The organism is Candidatus Blochmanniella camponoti (assembly GCF_023585825.1).
GTDB lineage: Bacteria > Pseudomonadota > Gammaproteobacteria > Enterobacterales > Enterobacteriaceae > Blochmanniella > Blochmanniella camponoti.
In genome coordinates this window covers 65,317-84,794 of record NZ_CP097751.1, presented here as the reverse complement: position 1 = coordinate 84,794, position 19,478 = coordinate 65,317, and the positions used below count along the sequence as shown (strand labels likewise).

Sequence of the window (19,478 nt, the reverse complement as noted above, 5' to 3'; positions counted from 1 at the left end):
ATGTGGTGATTATATGGGGTCACTATTTTTTTAAACAGTTAGAAGCATGTTTTGTGATAATATAAAAAAGGTAGGTTAAATAAATAAAAAATTATATTTGCGGAACGATAGATAATTAATCATAATATATTTTCTGGTAAATAATTATTTTTATATTGAAAATAAACAATATTTCTATCTTAAAAAACTACAGGTGTGTGATTAAATAAGTGAATATTTTAATTATTAGTCGATCTCATTCAGATTAGATCGGTCTTTGGATGAAAAATAATATTGAAATATATCAAAAGGAGAGTATAGCATGGCCGTACAACAAAATAAATCTACTCGTTCTACAAGAGGAATGCGTCGTTCTCATCATGCGCTGCGTTCGGTTACTATATCAATAGATCGGACATCTGGAGAAATACATCGACGTCATTGTGTTACTTTTGATGGATTTTATCGTGGGCGAAAAATGATTGAGAAGTAATTTTTGAAAAACGATATACAGCTACAAAATTTGGTTATTGCATTAGATGCAATGGGTGGCGATTTTGGTCCTGTGGTAACGGTGCCTGCTTCTTTACAAGCATTATCTTTATATCCAAAACTTAGATTGTTACTTGTTGGAAATCCTGATGCAATTTTACCCATATTAGCAGCATCAAAGTCTATAGGTCTTCTTGATAGATTAACTGTTATTCCAGCAAAATCGGTAATAAGCGGAGATGTGAGGCCTGCTCAAGCTATCAGAGTAAGCAAAGATACCTCGATGCGTGTAGCTTTAGAGCTTATCAAGTCGGGTCGCGCTCACGCTTGTGTTAGCGCAGGAAATACAGGGGCTCTCATGGGTTTGTCTAAATTAGTGCTTAAGTCTGTACACGGTATTGAACGTCCTGCTTTAACAACGTTGCTGCCGCACCAAAAACAAGGAAAAACTGTTATTTTAGATTTAGGCGCGAATATTTCATGTGATGGAGCAATGCTGGTACAGTTTGCGATCATGGGTTCAGTATTGTCACAGCAAATTTTAGGAGTAAGTAATCCAAGAGTAGCATTATTAAATATCGGATCGGAAGAAACTAAAGGATTGGATAATATTCGTCATGCTTCCAGGATATTGCATACTATTTCATCAATTCATTATGTTGGTTATGTTGAGGCAAATGATTTATTAATGGGGAAAACAGATGTTTTGGTTTGTGATGGATTTATTGGCAATATTACTTTAAAGACTATGGAAGGAGTTATAAGAGTTATTTTATCAACATTACAATCGTCAGGAAAAAAAAATAAGCTGAACTGGTTTATGCAAATTATTAATTTTTGGATCAGAAAGTATCTGTTTAAGCAATTTAATCAATTTAACCCTGATTGGTATAATGGTGCTCACTTGGTAGGTTTACGTAGTACGGTAATAAAAAGTCACGGAGCAGCTAATCAACACGCATTTATTGCCGCTATCACACAGGCAATGCATGCCGTGGAACGGGAGGTTCCAGAAAAAATTTCTCATCAATTAAGTGCAGTGCTATCTAAAAATAATCATTAATATACATGTTTACTAGAATTCTTGGAACAGGGAGTTATTTACCTAAAAACATTAGATCTAATATTGTTTTAGAAAAAATGGTAGATACATCGCATGAATGGATTGTTGCCCGTACTGGTATTCAAGAACGGCGTATTTCTACTTCTGATGAAACTGTTGCCAAAATGGGTTATTTTGCTGCTAAAAGAGCTTTAGATATGTCTCGTGTGCACGCTGACAAAGTAGGGATTATTATTGTTGCAACTACATCTTCCAGTCATGCATTTCCTAGTTCAGCATGTCAAATTCAACGTGATCTACATATACGAGATACTATTGCCTTCGACTTATCAGCAGCTTGTTCTGGATTTGTTTATGCGCTAGGTGTAGCAGATCAATATGTTAAAAATGGAAGTGTAGATTATGCTTTGGTTGTAGGATCAGATACTTTAAGTCATACTCTAAATCCTAGAGATCGTGGAACATTGATTTTATTTGGGGATGGAGCAGGGGCAGTAGTACTTGGTCGTTCGAAAACACCAGGTATTATTTCTATTCACTTACATGCAGATGGAGATCATGGGGATTTATTGACTCTGCCTAATTGTAATAGGAAGAGTCCTACTATATCTAATTATTTAACCATGTCTGGCAACAAAGTATTTAAAATAGCTGTTTCTGTTTTAGCGCGCGTTATAGATGAAACTTTGAATGTTAACAATTTACATCAAGATGAATTAGATTGGTTAGTCCCTCATCAGGCTAATTTAAGAATTATTTCTGCTACTGCTAAACGATTAGATATGGATATGAGAAAAGTAGTAATTACGCTTGATAGACATGGGAATACATCTGCAGCTTCTGTTCCTTTAGCGTTAGATGAAGCTGTACGTGATGGTCGCATTAAGTCAGGTCAACTAGTATTACTAGAAGCGTTTGGGGCTGGATTTACCTGGGGTTCAGCGTTGTTACGGTTTTAATTATGAGAGGAATATTAATTATTATGAATACATTAGCTGTGGTATTTCCAGGACAGGCAGCTCAACAAGTAGGGATGCTAAGAACTCTTTCGGAACATTATCCGTTAGTAAAAGAGACTTTTTCTGAAGTATCGGAGATCCTAGGTTATGATATATGGAAATTGGTACAATGTGGGCCTGCTACAGAATTAAATAAAACTTATCGAGCACAGCCAGCTATTTTAACAGCTTCAGTAGCTGTTTGGAGAATATGGAAACAGCAGGGAGGTTGTACACCAAAGATAATGGCTGGTCATAGTTTAGGAGAATATTCTGCTTTAGTATGCGCGGAAGGTATGGATTTGTATTCTGCAGTTAAATTAGTAATGATACGTGGTATGTTAATGCAAGAAGCAGTACCGTATGGACGTGGAGCTATGTCTGTAATTATCGGGCTAAGTGATGATGTTGTTTTTGAATTATGCAAAGCAGCACAACAAGATCAAATTGTTTCTCCTGCTAGTTTTAATGGGCCTGGACATGTGGTTATTGCCGGACATAAAGAAGCAGTAAATCGTGTCAATTTGTGTTGTAAAAATGCAGGTGCTAAACATATACTTATGCTGCCGATTAGTGTTCCATCGCATTGCTCATTAATGAAACCAGTGGTTGTAAAATTCAGAAAAGAATTAGAAAAAATCGTCATTACTACTCCTAGAATACCAGTAGTAAATAATGTTGATGCATGTGTTGAGTGGGAACCTAAAGATATTCGTAATGCATTAATACGGCAATTATATACTCCGGTGCGTTGGCATGAAATCGTGCAATATTGCATTCATCAAAAAATTAAAAGATTTTTAGAAATGGGACCTGGAAAAATATTAACCGGATTGATACGTAGTACTGTTAGTGATGTGTTTAGTTTGTCAGTAAATGATCCTATTTCTTTGTCAGAAGCAATTAAAATTAATAAAAATTGATATATTTGTATAAGAGGAGTACATGTAGGATGAATTTTAATGGAAAAATTGTCTTAGTAACTGGTGCTCGTCGCGGTATTGGTCGTGCTATTCTCGAAATGTTTACAATGTACGGAGCTACTGTAATAGGAACTGCAACTAGTGAATTAGGTGTCAGAGACATTAATAGGTATTTAAGAAATCAAGGAAAAGGGATGCAATTAAATGTTACAGATAAATGTTCTATCGATCTTTTTTTTGAAAAAATGCGCCAAGAATTTGATAGTGTTGATATATTAGTGAATAATGCTGGTATCGTTCAAGATAATATTTTGTTATATATGAAAGATGATACATGGCAATCTGTTATTGACGTAAATTTAACCGCTGTATACCGTATGTCTAAAGCGGTAATAAAATCGATGATAAAAAAACATTATGGTAGAATTATTAATATTGGTTCTGTAGTTGGTGTTATGGGCAATGCTGGGCAAACAAATTATTCGGCTGCTAAATCAGGATTGATTGGGTTCACAAAGTCTTTAGCTCGTGAAGTTGCTTCGAGAGGCATTACGGTTAATCTGGTAACACCAGGATTTATTTGTACAGATATGGTTAAAAAATTAACTGATAAACAAAAAAATGATATTTTATTACAAATACCAGTTAATCGTTTTGGAGATCCCAAAGATGTGGCTTATGCGGTAATATTTTTTGCTTCTGATCATTCAAACTATATTACTGGGCAAACGATGCATATTAATGGAGGAATGTATATGGGTTAATTTATTCTATGTGATTTATTTTAAATAAAAATATAAGAAAATACAAATGTATTTTATTCATCGTTTGCAGTGTCGTGTGGTTTATATTTTTGGATACTATATATAAGTGTATGTTGATAGGAAAATAAAAATATGAGTACTATAGAAGAAAAAGTAAAAACAATTATTTCTGAACAATTAGGGGTTAAACAAGAGGAAGTAGTAAATCATGCTTCATTTGTTGATGATCTTGGAGCTGATTCTCTTGATACTGTTGAGTTGGTTATGGCGTTAGAGGAAGAGTTCGATACTGAAATTCCAGATGAAGAAGCTGAAAAAATCACAACTGTTCAGGCGGCAATAGATTTTATTAGTAATAGTCATCAGCAAAATAAGAGTAATTAATTATAAACTGATATCTTTATTTTGTTGTAATTAAATAATATATGAATGATTTTTAGCAAATTATATTCATAATCATAATATGAATTAAATTCTATCGGAGATAGTTCTTGTTATGTATGCATTTGGTTAAATGTGTGAGTGTTATCTTTATCTAGTTTAATAATTTAATACACTGATTAATAAATTCACGAATTATTTTTTTATTAAAAAATCGAATTATAGTATGAAAAATAGTAATAAATAGTGTATGAACATTAAAAGATAGTAGTTTCAAAAAATTTATCTCTATAGAGAACATTATGAATATTAATATAAATCGTTTTGTTTTATTATAAAATTGAAGATATCACAAGATCTACATGATAATCAGGTTAGATTAAACATTTGTCTACATAAAGATATAGGGTAAGATAGATATTAATTGCATGCGTGCTGATATTGTACGCGTTAATGTGTGATTATGTTTATTTTAATGTGAGTAACACACAGCGCATATAAATAAAAAATAATGTTTATCTTTTTGTTATGTATGATCATTAATAATTATTTTAGTATTAATTATATAAATAATTATTAACATTATTAAACACTGATTGATTGAGATTAAAATGTATTGGGTGAATGGAATTTCAAAAAAAACAATATCATTAAATAATCGTGCTTTACATTTTGGAGATGGATTTTTTACGACTGCTAAAGTACAAAATGGAAAAATAGATTTTTTAGATTGGCATATGGATAGATTGGTTATTTCAGCAAAAAGGTTAATATTTAACAATTTTAATTTTAATCTTCTGCATAAAGAAATGCAACAGGCGGCTGCGTATAATGATATATATAATGTTATTAAAGTAATAATAAGTAGGAGTAATAGTCACAGACTATATGGATATCGATGTAATAATGATATTGAACCATTACGTATAATTCATGTTAGTCGATTGCCAAAATATTACACACGCTGGATTCATTCTGGGATTCGTTTAAGAACGAGTACTGTGCGGTTAGCACGTAATTCTTGCTTGGCAGGAATAAAGCATCTTAATAGATTGGAACAAGTTATGATTGCCATTTGGGTAAGCAAAAACGACACAACTGATGAAGCACTAGTTTTGGACACTGATGGAAACGTGGTAGAATGTTGTAGTGCCAATATTTTTTGGAGATATAAATACCAAGTATTTACCCCATCTTTATATTATTCCGGTGTTAATGGAACTATGCGTCAATTAGTACTAAAATTATTACCAAAATTAGGCTACTGTATACGAGAAGTGACGGTTGGACCTGAACATTTAAAAAATGCAAATGAAGTTTTTATTACAAATGCTTTATTACCGTTAGCGCCAGTTAACTCAATTGATGATTGTGTGTATTCGGATAGAACATTATTTCATTTGCTACGTTTTCATATTATACATAATAAAATTTAAAATATTTACAATGTTGTTGAAAATAATATAAATGAAATATTTATGCTCTCTGTTAGTTATAATTATATGTCGTATCAATTTATTTAAAAGTAACTAATGATTTCAATAATAATTGTTCTTCAAGATATTACTGTGTGGCGTAGAAAATGATATTTGCATCCGTACGATATAAATCATGATTGGCAATCCTTGTAGGATTGATTAGGTTTTATTATTCTGGGTTTTATGGTTATATATTTGAAAAGATACGATTAGGGCATATGTAAGATTATATATTTTAATTATTGTTTATTTTCATAAATATGTGAAATTTTATAGACTTTAATAAATAATTAAATAAAACGATTACACAACTTTACATCAGGATGCTATGGACAATAGGTTTATTACGATTGAAGGATTAGATGGTGCTGGAAAAACTACTATTACTCATAGAGTAAGTAAATACTTAAATCAATATGGTGTAACCAACATTTTGACCACTCATGAACCCGGTGGGACGCCAGTTTCGGATTTTTTACGTATATTGATTAAATATGGTGGTCCTATGAACGAACCTATTGATAGTATATCAGAATTATTAATGATATACGCTGCGCGATTACAATTAATAGAAAATGTTATTAAACCAGCTCTATCTAAAGGTTATTGGGTAATTGGGGATAGATTTGATTTGTCTTCTCAGGCGTATCAAGGAGGCGGAAGAGGAATTGATATATTATTGTTACATGCTTTATCAGATAAGATCACAAATACCTTATCTCCAGATTTGACATTTTATCTTGATATTTCTCCAGAATTAAGCATATCTCGCATAAATCATAGACAGAAATTAGATCGTATTGAACAGGAGCCTCTGAGTTTTTTTGATCGCGTACGTTCTTGTTACAAAAAATTAGCTTCTGAAAGAAAAAATATTATCACGATTGATGCTACTCAAAGTTTAGAAGAAGTTTCCGTGTCTATTTATAGACATTTAGATTGGTGGTTCTTGCATCCGTAGGAATAATCTATAATGAGATGGTATCCTTGGTTAGATAGTACTTATAATCAAATATTAAATGCCTATCGACAAGATAGAGGACATCACGCCCTACTTTTAAATAGTAAACGAAACAATGGTGAAAATACTTTAATTTATGCTATTGCACGTTGGTTAATTTGTTCTCATCCTGACGCGAATCGATATTGCAATATTTGTTATGATTGTAGATTAATGAACGTAGGGCATCATCCAGATTATTACGAAATAAGTCCTGAAAATAATACTCAAATTATAGGCGTAGATACTATGCGTGCTTGTATTAATTTTTTATACAAACATGCATGCCAAAGTAAAGTAAAAATTATATACATAGAATATGTGGAATGTTTAACTGATCAGGCTGTTAATGCATTGTTAAAAACACTTGATGAACCTCCAACAAATACTTATTTTTTTTTTAAAACTCGAGATTATATGAGAATATCATTAACGTTGTTGAGTCGATGCATGCGATGGCCTATTATATCTCCAAAAGAATCGATCGGATTGCAGTGGTTAATGAAAAATAGAGAAGGGATAAATGATATTTTGTCAGTGCAATGTGCATTACGTTTGTGTGATGGATCTCCTATAGAAGCTGAAGATATGTTTAAATTAGGTTTATGGAAACAACGATTAGAATTATGTAAATGTATAAATTATGTAATTGCAAACGGGGATTTTTTAAAACTTGTGCCATTTTTAAATGCTTGTAAGAATGATGTATATTTGTATTGGTTTATAACTGTACTTGTAGATGCATTAAAATGGAAGCAAGGGATAAAAAAAAGATTTTTAATAAATTTAGATCAAGTAGAATTGATTACTGTTATTACCGTTCATTGGGGTATTGCAGCTTTAAGTCGTCAGTTACAACAATGGTTGGTGCTGTTACGTTATTTTCAAGAATTTACTAATATTGATCGTGAATTATTATTGACTTATCGATTATTAAATTGGCAACAAGATATTGTTGAATCTTGTTTGCATTAGTGGAGTATATAATGTTATGTTTTTGGTGGATTCTCATTGTCATTTAAATCAATTGAATTATCAAGATGTTCATAAAAATGTCTCAGATGTGTTGAACAAAGCGAAACAAAAGGGGGTTCAATTAGTCTTGTCGGTCAGCCTTACTATGTCGGATTATGATGATATGGTAAAATTAATTGGATATAGAAGTGATGTTGTGTTTTCTTGTGGAGTGCATCCTACATATATATATAAAATTAATAATTTTGATAGCGAAAAATTGTATGTTTTATCTTCTAAAAGGAATGTAGTAGCTATAGGTGAAACTGGATTGGATTATTATCATCGATTAGAATCGGATAGTAAAAAAAAGCAAAAAAAAGCATTTAGAGAACATATTCGTGTTGCTAAAGCAGCAAAAAAGCCAATTATTGTACATAGTCGCGATTCTTGCAAGGATACTGTCACTCTTTTGCGTTCAGAAGAAGCAGAAGAGTGCGGTGGTATATTGCATTGTTTTAGTGAAGATACAGATACTGCAAGATTATTGTTAGATCTCAATTTTTATATATCTTTTTCTGGAATGATAACGTTTACCAAATCTTATATGATGCAGGAAGTAATTAAATATGTACCTTCCGACCGTATTTTGTTAGAAACTGATTCTCCTTATCTAACTCCAGTGCCTTATAGAGGACAAGAGAATCAACCTGCTTACATATATGAAATTGCCAAATACGTAGCGTCTATAAAAAATATAGATATAGATGAATTAGCAGTTATCACTACATCTAATTTTCGTACCTTGTTTCATTTGAAATAAAATTATAATAATATTATGTATTAATTTGTATGTATAAATAAATTATTGTTCGTATTTTTGTTAATTTTGAGAGTATGATAATTATACTGGTATTGAATTATTCTTTAGTTAATGTGAGATTCATGTATGTAGTAAATATAGAAGAAAATATAAGGAATAGTATTTTGAAATAATGTAGTATTCGCATTTGTTATTTTCAGAGTATAATGTTGTTTGATGCATTTAAAAAAATTATTGTAGCATTCATATGGTTTTTAGGAATAGAATAAGTTATGAAAAAAGACAATATTTTTATGAATATTATTCAAAAAAAAGTCAAAACCGATATATTATATCAGGATGAGTTAGTTACTGCATTTTATGATTTAAATCCTAAGGCGCCTGTTCATGTATTAATTGTTCCTAATATTTTGATTCCTACCGTTAATCATGCAACAACTCATGATGAAATAATATTAGGTAGATTATTTATAGTAGCAGCAAAAATTGCTGAACAAAAGAATATACATTCTTCAGGTTATCGTTTAATAGTTAACTGTAATGATCATTCTGGCCAAGAAATTTATCATCTTCATATGCATTTATTGGGTGGAAAGCCTTTGGGTCCTTTGTTGCAGAAGTAACATAGTTTGATTTAAAAATGAATTTTTAAAAAAGCAATTGTGTATTTATTTAAATAAGATAGTGTGCTTGTATATATGCATCATGCATAGTTAATGGAGCGTGGTGCTTGTTGTATCAAATTCATATAATTGAATAAAAAATTTTAAAAAAGTAATATTAAGTTTTATTGTCAATAATAGCATATATATATTATGATTGTAAATAAACAAATAGTGCATCTATTTCTTAGTATGATTTTTTTAGATCATATTGATTTGTCTGACAATAATGTGCCTATTTTGACGACAGAACCTACTTTATTAATACCCCAAAAAATTAATTTAATTAATTGGCAACCGGTTTTATTAAGAATGCTTCAGAGTGTATTTTTTTTTGATAGTATTGAACGCGATAGCATATTATTAGTAAATATGGTAAAGAATAAAACTGATGGTATTTTGCAGGCTAGCAAAATTACGAATATTTTAATTAATTATATTGTAGAGAATACCAGAAAATATAATGTTATTGATATGGAAGTACTGTATTCTGTGTATAGGGAATTAGGTATGTTGCCAGAAGATAATAGAAATTCTTATAGTTTTTCTATGAAAATTGCAAATTATTTAAAAGCGAATTATATTTTGTATGGTATTGCTTATGGAGATGCATTAAAACCAAATTTAGAATTGCAATTAATATCCGTTAAAACCGGTGAGATTTTACGTGTTGTTAATAGTTCTGTATAGAGAATATAAACAGTTCTTAACAATATTGAGATATTGGTCATTTAAAAACTCTTTTAAGAGACTGAGAAATATAATACTAAAAAATAATTCGGTTATTAGAATTTAATTAAAACAATTATATTTATTATTTCAATAAGTTTTGTATCCGTATGTATATGTGCATGTAATCATATATTTCATATAATATAAAATATATGGTTGTGTATTGTTTTTTATATTTATGAGGTGACTTAAACAAATATTGATGCATCGATCAACTATATTGTTTATTGCGCTACGTTATATTTCAGGAAAATCGATAGATCAATTTGGTCGGTGTATTTATTGGTTTTCTAGTTTTGCTATTATGATAGGTATGATGGCTATGATAACCGTGTTATCAGTCATGAATGGCTTTGAGCGTGAGTTAAAACAAAATCTTCTTAATTTCATACCTCATGCGTTACTCACTACTCCCAAAGGATACGTACATGTTAGGGATAAACCAAATTTAGTATTAGATCAACTACATAATATAACACGCGAGGAACCATTGGTCATATCCGATGTGATATTACAAAGTTCCAATAAAATGTCGTTTGGAGTGATGTTAGGGATCAATCCAAATTGTTTTGAACCCTTATGTGATTATTTGGTAAATAAACATGAAAATCAATTGGTTTTAGGAAAATATTATATAATTCTTGGCTCAGCATTAGCAAAAAAACTTGAAGTACATATAAATGATCAAATTCGTTTAATTATTCCTTCTGTTATGCAGATCACTCCTATTGGCTATATCCCCAGTCAACGATTGTTTACGGTATTAGATATTTTTATTACCAACAGTGAAGTTGATTCTTATCAAGTATTAGTTCATCAATCAGATGCTGCTGCGTTAATGCATTATCCATTACAATGTGTTACTGGGTGGCGTTTATGGCTACATGAACCATTTTTACTCAGTAACTATACTCAACAATTGCGATTATTACATACAGACTGGATTTGGAAGGATTGGAGAGAATATAAAGGGTCTTTATTTCAAGCGATGAAAATAGAAAAAAATATAATGTCTTTGTTGTTAGGTTTAATTATAATAGCAGCAGGTTTTAACATTGTTTCTTTTTTAGTATTATTAATACTAGAAAAACAAATAGAAATTGCAATACTTAAAACATATGGTTTCACTCGCCGCCAGGTTATCTTACTTTTTATGATTCAAGGAGTTACTAATGGTTTTTTTGGTATTATATTGGGAACGATATTAGGAGTACTGTTATCTCATAAGTTAAATAAAATATTATTATTTTTAAAAATATTTCCAGATACTATATCTTTACCTATAGAAATAAAATATTCTCAAATATTAAGTATCATATTTATGACGTTTATTATGATCTTATTGGCTACGTTATACCCATCGTGGCGAGCAGCTTCCTTTCATCCTGCAAAAATTTTACGTTATGGCTGATATTCCATTGTTGAATTGTATTCAGTTAACAAAATATTATCAACGTGCTGATTTCTTAATCAGAGTATTGAATTGCATTACTCTGAGCATACAACCTAATGAAATGATCGCTGTGGTAGGCGCATCTGGATCTGGTAAAAGTACATTGTTGCATTTACTTGGAGGATTGGATAAGCCAACTGAAGGAGAGATATTTTTTGAGGGTCATGCGCTACATAAGTTAACTGACAATGAACGTTCTGTGATACGCAATAAACGGTTAGGGTTTGTTTATCAATTTCATCATTTATTGTTAGATTTTGATGTTTTAGAAAATGTAGCAATGCCCTTGTTGATTGGAGGTATTGAGTTTAATCAGGCAAAAAGTAGAGCGCAATGTGTATTAGAGTCAGTTGGATTAAAAAATCATATTCATTCTTTTCCGCATGAATTATCTGGAGGAGAAAGTCAACGAGTTACCATAGCTCGGGCTATAGTAAATAATCCATCTTTAATACTAGCTGATGAACCAACTGGTAATTTAGATCAAAAAAATTCAGATAGTATTTTTCAATTATTAAAAAAGTTAAATACATATTATGGTACAACTTTTTTAATAGCAACGCATGATTTAGATTTTGCTAAACAATGCCATAAAATATTAATGATATCTAATGGTAAAATAAAACTGAGGCAGAATGATTTGTTTAGGTAATTGTTTATAAATGATGTTGTCTTTGAAAATTGCATTAAAATTTCATCGAGGTTCGCATAGTAATATTTTAATATCCTTAATGTCTTTGATTTCTGTTATTGGTATTACTATAGGAATATCTATATCTATAATTGCATTAAGTACAATGAATGGTTTTAAATATGAATTAAGTAATCGTATTTTATCAGTTATTCCACATGGAGAAATTGAACCAATAAGAGCACCATTCATTAATTGGCAAACAGTTTTAGAGTGTATTCGTCAGATACCAGATATTAGTCATGTGAATCCTTATATTAATTTTTATGGCGTTGTTGAATATAATAATAAATGGCATGTAGTTTATGTTAGAAGTGTAGATTTAAAGCAAAACGTAAATGAAAACGCATTACTTAATTTTATAGAAAAAGATTCTTGGAAATATTTTTGTGAAAATATAGAAAAAATTATTTTAGGGAAAGGCATATCAGAAGATTTAGGAATTAAAGTAGGTGATTGGATTACCGTTTTGACTGCTCATGATTTTCGTTCGAACAATAAATTATTATCATCCAAAAAAATTCGTTTACAAGTAGCTGGAATATTAAATTTAAATAGTCAATTGGACTGCAATATTGCTATAATGTCTCTATCAGATGTGCAACGTTATTATGATGAAACCTCAGATGTTTCAGGAATAGCTATTAAGATTAATAATATTTTTTCTGTTAATAAAATACTATATAAAATTCAAAGAATGCTCAACCATCAGGTTTTTGCGCGAAGTTGGATGGATACTTATGGGTATATTTATCAAGATATTCAAATGGTTCGCACAATTATATATTTATCAATGATATTAATCATAGGTATTTCTTGTTTTAATGTAGTCGCTACACTGATTTTATCCATAAAAGACAAAAACTATGATATTGCAATAATACGTGCATTGGGGGCTAAGAATATTTTAATTCAATGTGTATTTTTTTGGTATGGGTTAATTATTTATACAATTTCTAGTATTATAGGCACTGGATTGGGTATTTTTATAGCTTTTAATTTAACGAGTTTAATTACGATATGTAATGATTTATTGGGAAATAAAATTTTATCAGAAGGAACTTATTTTATTAATTTTTTACCCGTTAAGCTAAAAGGGTGGGATATATTATTGGTATTAAGCACAACATTATTACTAGGTTCATTAACTAGTTGGTATGCAGCGTCAAAAATAAGGCAGGTTAATTTATCTAAAATCTTAAAATAGCATGATTGTGGTTTTTATTAGAGTATTATAATGGTGCTTTGAGTAGATAAATTGGTTAAATCATGTAATCGGGTTATTAACGATAATGCCACATTAATACAAATACAATGAGATAATATACTATCTTATAGTTTTAAAATATATGTAATTGTTATATATATAGAAACATAATATAATGTGAATCATTCGATCCGTTCATGTATTTTATAGCATTTATTTATTTATAATTTCATTATTTTCATCATAATAATGATTAATTAAATATGTAATGATTGATTATTTTTATTATTATATTATATCAGTGATATCATTTGCCATGACTGCCGCCAAGCCTATGTAATCAAGTGGAGTGATTTGTTGTAATCGTATTTTTTCTGTTGTTGGTAATGGTAGTGATTCAATAAAAATTTTTATTTTTTCAGGATTAATCTTTGTATTATTGATGAATTGTTTTGTGCATTCATAAGATTCATGAATATTATGTCGCCGCATTACTGTTTGAATAGCTTCGCTTAACACTATCCAATTTTTGTTTAATTCGGTTAATACATATTCTTTATTAATTGTCAGTGTTTTTATACCTTTTAATACACTATGATAGGCAATTAAGGCATACCCCATGGCCATTCCTAGATTTCTTAAAACAGTAGAATCGCTTAAATCACGTTGCCAACGTGATATTGGTAGTTTAGCGGAAAAATGGTTAAGCATGGCATTTGCTAATCCTAAATTTCCTTCAGAATTTTCAAAGTTTATAGGATTTACTTTATATGGCATAGTAGAAGATCCAATTGTAGTATTTTTATGATTTTGTTTAAAATAGTTAAGAGCAATATATCCCCATATGTCTCTATTAAAATTTATTAATATGGTATTAAATCGTGCAATGCAGTCGGATAGTTCGGCAATATAATCGTGTGGTTCTATTTGTGTTGTATAAGGGTTCCATTTCATTCCTAAAGATATAACAAACTCTTCACTGAATTTGCGCCAATTTATTTCTGGATATGCTATTATGTGAGCATTGTAGTTTCCTACGGCACCATTAATTTTACCTAAAATTTTGATTGATTCTAATTGATGATATTGACGTATTAAACGGTATGCAATATTAGCCATTTCCTTTCCGATAGTAGAAGGGGTAGCGGGTTGCCCATGGGTTCTGGATAACACAGGAATATCTTTATAATTAAGACTCATTTTTTTTATTTCGTTAATAATTTGTTTCCAAATGGGCAAAAAAACAGTTTTCTTGGTGTTAGTCAGCATCAATCCATACGCAAGATTGTTAATATCGTCTGAAGTACAAGCGAAATGAATAAATTCACTGATTTTTTTTAAATTAGGTAATATGTTTATTTTTTCTTTTAAAAAATATTCTATTGCTTTGAGATCATGATTGGTAATTTTTTCTATTTCTTTAATACGTTCTGCGTCTTTAATATTAAAGTTGATTGTCAGTTTATCTAAAAAATCACATTCGATTTGTGTAAAAGGTGGTATTTCTTTAATAGAAATTGTGTTAGCCAGTTTTTTTAACCAATGAATCTCTATTTGGACACGAAATTTTAGAAAACTAAATTCACTAAAAATATTACGTAAAGAATCAGTTTGTTTGTAGTAACGGCCATCAATAGGAGATATTACAGTTAAGGGCGATAATGTTATCACTTTTTCCTCTTCATAATTAATTAGGTGCTTATATTTTATATGACATTTAAAAATTACAAGTTTATCTTGGATAAACTATGTGTATCTTATTGGATATTTTCATATTTTTGAATGCAAATTTTATTTCATAAATATAGATGATTATATTATACTAACATTAATGTATAAAAATATATGGGATGATGATAATAAATCATCATTCATAATAATGATAGACATGATTTTGTAGAATATTCATATGATTGATTTATTGATATTTACTTAGATGATTTTAGTTGTAACTAAATCTTTAAAACTATAACATTTATTTATAATGGAAGTGTAAATTACATGCAATAACTATTAGTTATATTTGATTTTAACAATTGATATTTTTGATATTTGTTAAAACAATTGTTCTAATATTTAAGAATCTAAAAAAGGGTATATTTTTGTAATAATTCCCCCGCCCAAACAACGTTCTTTTAAATAAAATACTGCTGATTGTCCTGGTGTAATTGCCAGAACCGGAATTTTTAAAATAACTTTAAGATTGTTGTTAAAAAGAGGATATACTTGACATTGAATATCGGGGTGTCTATATCTGGTTTTAACTGTGCAACGTAAAGGGGATGAAAGTGCGTGTCGTTTTACCCATTGGGTTTCCTCAGTAATGAACGCGATAGACATGAGACGTGGATGATTACGTCCTTGCGCTGCAATTAATGTATTATTTGATATATTTTTATCTATTACGTACCATGGTTGTCCATTTCCTTGTTTCACTCCACCTATTTTTAGACCTTTTCTTTGTCCTAAGGTATAAAAGGATATTCCTTGGTGCGTGCCGATTGTATCTCCATTTATATCGATTATAACTCCTGGTTGTATTGGTATATATTTACTAATAAAATCTTTAAATTTACGTTTACCAATAAAACAGATACCAGTTGAGTCTTTTTTATTTGCTGTGATTAAGTTTAATTTTTTAGCAATATTTCTAACTTGGGATTTATTTAATGTTCCTACAGGAAATAAACATTGTTTAAGTTGTTTATAGCTTAGTGTATACAAAAAATAACTTTGATCTTTATTTCGGTCTGCACCACGTATCAGATAAGTTTTTTTATTTATATCAAAACGGCGTACGTAATGTCCGGTTGCAATGAGATCTGCACCTAAGTTTTGCAATGCAAATTCTAAAAAATACTTAAATTTAATCTCTTTGTTACAAAGTATATCAGGATTGGGAGTTCGACCCATGCTATATTCTTGTAAAAATACTTGAAATACATTTTCCCAATATTCTTTAGAAAAATTTATGGTATGTAGATATATGCCCAAACTATCGCAAACAGCATGAGTATCCGATAAGTCAGATGCTGATGCACAATGTTCTGTGCTGTCGTCATCTTCCCAATTTTTCATAAATAATCCTTCTACTTTATATCCTTGTTGTTGTAGCAACCATGCAGATACAGAAGAATCTACACCACCAGACATTCCAACAATTACTTTTTTTGTGCGATTATATGACATAATTTATAACAAAATAAAACATAAAATGATTGGTATAGTATGTAATATAGAAATTTTGTATTTTAAGTATTTATTTACATAAATGTATGCGGATAATAATAGTATATCGAATAATTTATACGATTTATTTTTTAATTTCCAAAATATACATTTTAAAAAAAATTAAATATTTTTAACTCATATGAAGGATGGAATTAAAAGATATTTATTTGAGCTATAAAGATGATGATAAGTGTATCAAATGATATTGTCATTACTTAAAATAATTTGATATGTAAATATCATATTCTGCTAAATATGTTGTCAATTAATTATTTATTCTATCAAACGTATGTTGATTACCATTATTACATATTCAATATATGGATAAATTACGATAGATCAAGATAATTTTTTATGTAATTAATTATTAAAAGATATATTAAAAACATTTATCTAATATTTAGATGATTGTTCTGTCTATTTAAGAGATCAGCGCGATAGTCAAATATTTAATTTGTTTCTATGTTATATATGTATATGTAATGTCTATTATTTTTTATTTACATACATAAATTATTTGATATATCGTATTTACTAACATGGAGTATAACAATGCAGATTGTGAACTTTATATTTACATATGTAAACAAGTGTACAACGATTATTATTTATTAAATACAACATCTGTTTATGCAAATCGATAAAAAAGTATTATACATTTATAATGTAACATGAGATTTTATTATGACTAAAAATGATATAGAAGTATTGTCCAGTAATTTAGCGTGTTTTAAAAAAAAAACAGATAATTTACAAGGATTTATCCAGGTTAGAGCAGCACATCGACGTGAGCTTATTGATGATTATATTGAATTAATTGCAGATTTAATTCGAGAATGCGGGGAAGCACGTCAGGTAGATTTAGCATTAAGACTTGGAGTAACGCAACCAACAGTAGCAAAAATGTTAAAAAAGTTGATTGCCTCTTCATTAATTAAGCATAAACGTTATCATGGAGTGTCGTTGACAGAACAAGGGAGGCAATTGGCTAATGAAAATCATATACGACATAAAATTGTAAAAACTTTTTTAATAGATTTAGGTATCAATAAAAAAATTGCTCAAAGAGATGCAGAAGGCATTGAGCATCATGTTAGTAATGAAACATTATTGGCATTTATTCAATTTTCTAAGCGCTTCAATAAATAATTATCTATGTACGTGGTTTTATCTATGTATGTAGTACATAGATAGTAAAAAGTAAGTTTTAACATTGTGTATTATAATTATAGATATTTAATTTTGAATTTTTATTTTAATATTTTTTGTTTAAATTCATTTAAGTAATTATTATTTAATTTTAGTAAAAAACATATATAACTTGTGTTATCCTGATTTGTTAGAGAAATAAATATTTTGTTCTATACAGAACAGTCAATGTTTTTAATATTTTTAGTATAAACTTTAAGTATAATTATTCGTTCGGTAACAAATATAACATGAATCATTATTCGTGTATTTATGCATGTATGTATAAATAGGTGTTCCTATGTATTTTAATTATTTAAATTGTGGAAAAATTAATTTTTTAGAGTATGAGAACATCACTTTTGTATAATAATTTTATGAAGAAATACATATTTTGATCATAAAAATCATGAAATTATGAAGATGTACATAATACATTTAGTTGTAATTTTGTTTCTAACAGCTTGTGCTCAAAAAAATATTGAAAAAAATACTGCATGGACATTATATACTAATTCAAAGTACAAGATAATTTATTTTCCTAAACGAATTGCACCGTCTATGTATAATGATTATATTCATTATTGTGCTATGAATTATGGAGTAGATGCATCTTTAGTGAAAGCCATTATTCAAGTAGAATCTAATTATAATCCTACTGTAATCAGTAAATCTAATGCTGTTGGGTTAATGCAGCTTAAAGCGGATACTGCAGGAAGAGATGCTTATCGTTTGAAAGGATGGAGAGGAGAACCTAGTATTCATGAATTAAAAAATGCTGCTGTTAACATTGATCTTGGTACTGCTTATTTGTCTATATTACAAAAACAATTAGAGGGAATTATTGATGTGAAAACTAGACGTTATGCCATAATTGTTGCTTATGTGAATGGTTTAAGTGCCTTGTTGAAAACATTTTCTATTGATCGTAATTATGCTATTGAAAAAATAAACAAACTTAATCCGGAACAATTTTACCAACATATACAATCTCATCATCCATCTAAGCAAGCGCAACGCTATTTATTTAAAGTTAATTCTATTTATGTTACACAAAATTAATTGTAATAATAGTGTCTTTTTATACAAATATTTTATTTTGATAAAATTTTATGAGATATACGTTATGGCTATTGTGATTTGATGAAACATATTATTAGTACAATTTGTTCATAGCCGGTTAATTTTATGTAATTTAAATAAGTAAATGGTATATTTAGTTTCGGTTGTTATTGAAATAAATAAATACAGGATATTGATAACTTTTGAATGATAATAAACGGTTGGTCTGATTACGTTAAATTGGCTTCAATAATATTGAAAATATAATAATATTTTTTTGTTCTAATTATTTCATTAAAAAATTTTATTTCACGCAGCGAATAACTTGTGTTTATCTATCAAATAGATAACTATATATATTTCATTATTGTTGATCGGATACAAATGTTAGTTTATT

The 19,478-nt window shown here is 29.2% G+C and carries 19 protein-coding genes; 17 read left to right on the top strand and 2 right to left on the bottom strand.

Going from position 1 to position 19,478, the window contains the following annotated elements; all coding sequences use genetic code 11:
- Window positions 1-301 precede the first annotated feature (301 nt).
- The 15 genes from rpmF to lolE all read left to right on the top strand — a co-directional run bounded on the left by rpmF (window position 302) and on the right by lolE (window position 13,600).
- Window positions 302-472, top strand: a complete 171-nt coding sequence (gene rpmF, locus M9394_RS00370; protein WP_250247399.1) for a 50S ribosomal protein L32 — start codon at window positions 302-304, stop codon at window positions 470-472.
- Window positions 473-523: 51 nt separating this feature from the next.
- The gene (gene plsX / locus M9394_RS00365) at window positions 524-1,534 is read left to right on the top strand and encodes a phosphate acyltransferase PlsX (RefSeq protein ID WP_250247531.1); all 1,011 of its coding nucleotides are present in this window, start codon (window positions 524-526) and stop codon (window positions 1,532-1,534) included.
- 5 nt (window positions 1,535-1,539) lie between these two features.
- Window positions 1,540-2,493: a beta-ketoacyl-ACP synthase III gene (locus tag M9394_RS00360; RefSeq protein ID WP_250247400.1), complete on the top strand. Its 954-nt coding sequence runs from the start codon at window positions 1,540-1,542 to the stop codon at window positions 2,491-2,493.
- 23 nt (window positions 2,494-2,516) lie between these two features.
- The gene (gene fabD / locus M9394_RS00355) at window positions 2,517-3,455 is read left to right on the top strand and encodes an ACP S-malonyltransferase (RefSeq protein ID WP_250250055.1); all 939 of its coding nucleotides are present in this window, start codon (window positions 2,517-2,519) and stop codon (window positions 3,453-3,455) included.
- Between the two features lie 29 nt (window positions 3,456-3,484).
- On the top strand, window positions 3,485-4,219 hold the full coding sequence (gene fabG / locus M9394_RS00350; RefSeq protein WP_250250053.1) for a 3-oxoacyl-ACP reductase FabG: 735 nt from the start codon (window positions 3,485-3,487) through the stop codon (window positions 4,217-4,219).
- Window positions 4,220-4,351: 132 nt separating this feature from the next.
- Entirely contained in the window at window positions 4,352-4,603 is a 252-nt protein-coding gene (acpP, locus tag M9394_RS00345; RefSeq protein ID WP_250241176.1) for an acyl carrier protein, read from the top strand.
- Window positions 4,604-5,211: 608 nt separating this feature from the next.
- Complete coding sequence (pabC, locus tag M9394_RS00340) at window positions 5,212-6,036, top strand: aminodeoxychorismate lyase (protein ID WP_250247403.1); 825 nt, start codon at window positions 5,212-5,214, stop codon at window positions 6,034-6,036.
- A gap of 370 nt (window positions 6,037-6,406) precedes the next feature.
- On the top strand, window positions 6,407-7,039 hold the full coding sequence (tmk, locus tag M9394_RS00335) for a dTMP kinase (RefSeq protein ID WP_250248005.1): 633 nt from the start codon (window positions 6,407-6,409) through the stop codon (window positions 7,037-7,039).
- Window positions 7,040-7,051: 12 nt separating this feature from the next.
- On the top strand, window positions 7,052-8,053 hold the full coding sequence (locus tag M9394_RS00330; RefSeq protein ID WP_250250051.1) for a DNA polymerase III subunit delta' C-terminal domain-containing protein: 1,002 nt from the start codon (window positions 7,052-7,054) through the stop codon (window positions 8,051-8,053).
- 16 nt (window positions 8,054-8,069) lie between these two features.
- The gene (locus M9394_RS00325; RefSeq protein ID WP_250247407.1) at window positions 8,070-8,855 is read left to right on the top strand and encodes a YchF/TatD family DNA exonuclease; all 786 of its coding nucleotides are present in this window, start codon (window positions 8,070-8,072) and stop codon (window positions 8,853-8,855) included.
- Between the two features lie 272 nt (window positions 8,856-9,127).
- Window positions 9,128-9,478, top strand: a complete 351-nt coding sequence (locus M9394_RS00320) for an HIT domain-containing protein (RefSeq protein WP_250247408.1) — start codon at window positions 9,128-9,130, stop codon at window positions 9,476-9,478.
- A gap of 231 nt (window positions 9,479-9,709) precedes the next feature.
- Window positions 9,710-10,207: a penicillin-binding protein activator LpoB gene (locus M9394_RS00315; protein WP_250247409.1), complete on the top strand. Its 498-nt coding sequence runs from the start codon at window positions 9,710-9,712 to the stop codon at window positions 10,205-10,207.
- A 244-nt stretch (window positions 10,208-10,451) separates the two neighbouring features.
- Window positions 10,452-11,660 carry a lipoprotein-releasing ABC transporter permease subunit LolC gene (lolC, locus tag M9394_RS00310; RefSeq protein WP_250247533.1) on the top strand — a complete coding sequence of 403 codons (1,209 nt, stop codon included), beginning with the start codon at window positions 10,452-10,454 and terminating at the stop codon, window positions 11,658-11,660.
- A complete protein-coding gene (lolD, locus tag M9394_RS00305; RefSeq protein ID WP_250247410.1) occupies window positions 11,653-12,354 on the top strand; it encodes a lipoprotein-releasing ABC transporter ATP-binding protein LolD in 702 nt (233 codons plus the stop codon). Before lolC ends, lolD begins: the two co-directional genes overlap by 8 nt.
- 13 nt (window positions 12,355-12,367) lie before the next feature.
- On the top strand, window positions 12,368-13,600 hold the full coding sequence (gene lolE / locus M9394_RS00300) for a lipoprotein-releasing ABC transporter permease subunit LolE (RefSeq protein ID WP_250247411.1): 1,233 nt from the start codon (window positions 12,368-12,370) through the stop codon (window positions 13,598-13,600).
- A gap of 288 nt (window positions 13,601-13,888) precedes the next feature.
- Here lolE and purB read toward each other — a convergent pair whose 3' ends face one another.
- The gene (gene purB / locus M9394_RS00295; RefSeq protein WP_250247535.1) at window positions 13,889-15,268 is read right to left on the bottom strand and encodes an adenylosuccinate lyase; all 1,380 of its coding nucleotides are present in this window, start codon (window positions 15,266-15,268) and stop codon (window positions 13,889-13,891) included.
- Window positions 15,269-15,676: 408 nt separating this feature from the next.
- Window positions 15,677-16,789, bottom strand: a complete 1,113-nt coding sequence (gene mnmA / locus M9394_RS00290; RefSeq protein WP_250250049.1) for a tRNA 2-thiouridine(34) synthase MnmA — start codon at window positions 16,787-16,789, stop codon at window positions 15,677-15,679.
- Window positions 16,790-17,515: 726 nt separating this feature from the next.
- Between mnmA and mntR the strand changes: the two genes are divergently transcribed.
- Complete coding sequence (gene mntR / locus M9394_RS00285; RefSeq protein ID WP_250250047.1) at window positions 17,516-17,980, top strand: manganese-binding transcriptional regulator MntR; 465 nt, start codon at window positions 17,516-17,518, stop codon at window positions 17,978-17,980.
- A gap of 456 nt (window positions 17,981-18,436) precedes the next feature.
- Complete coding sequence (locus M9394_RS00280) at window positions 18,437-19,081, top strand: transglycosylase SLT domain-containing protein (protein ID WP_250250044.1); 645 nt, start codon at window positions 18,437-18,439, stop codon at window positions 19,079-19,081.
- Window positions 19,082-19,478: the final 397 nt, after the last annotated feature.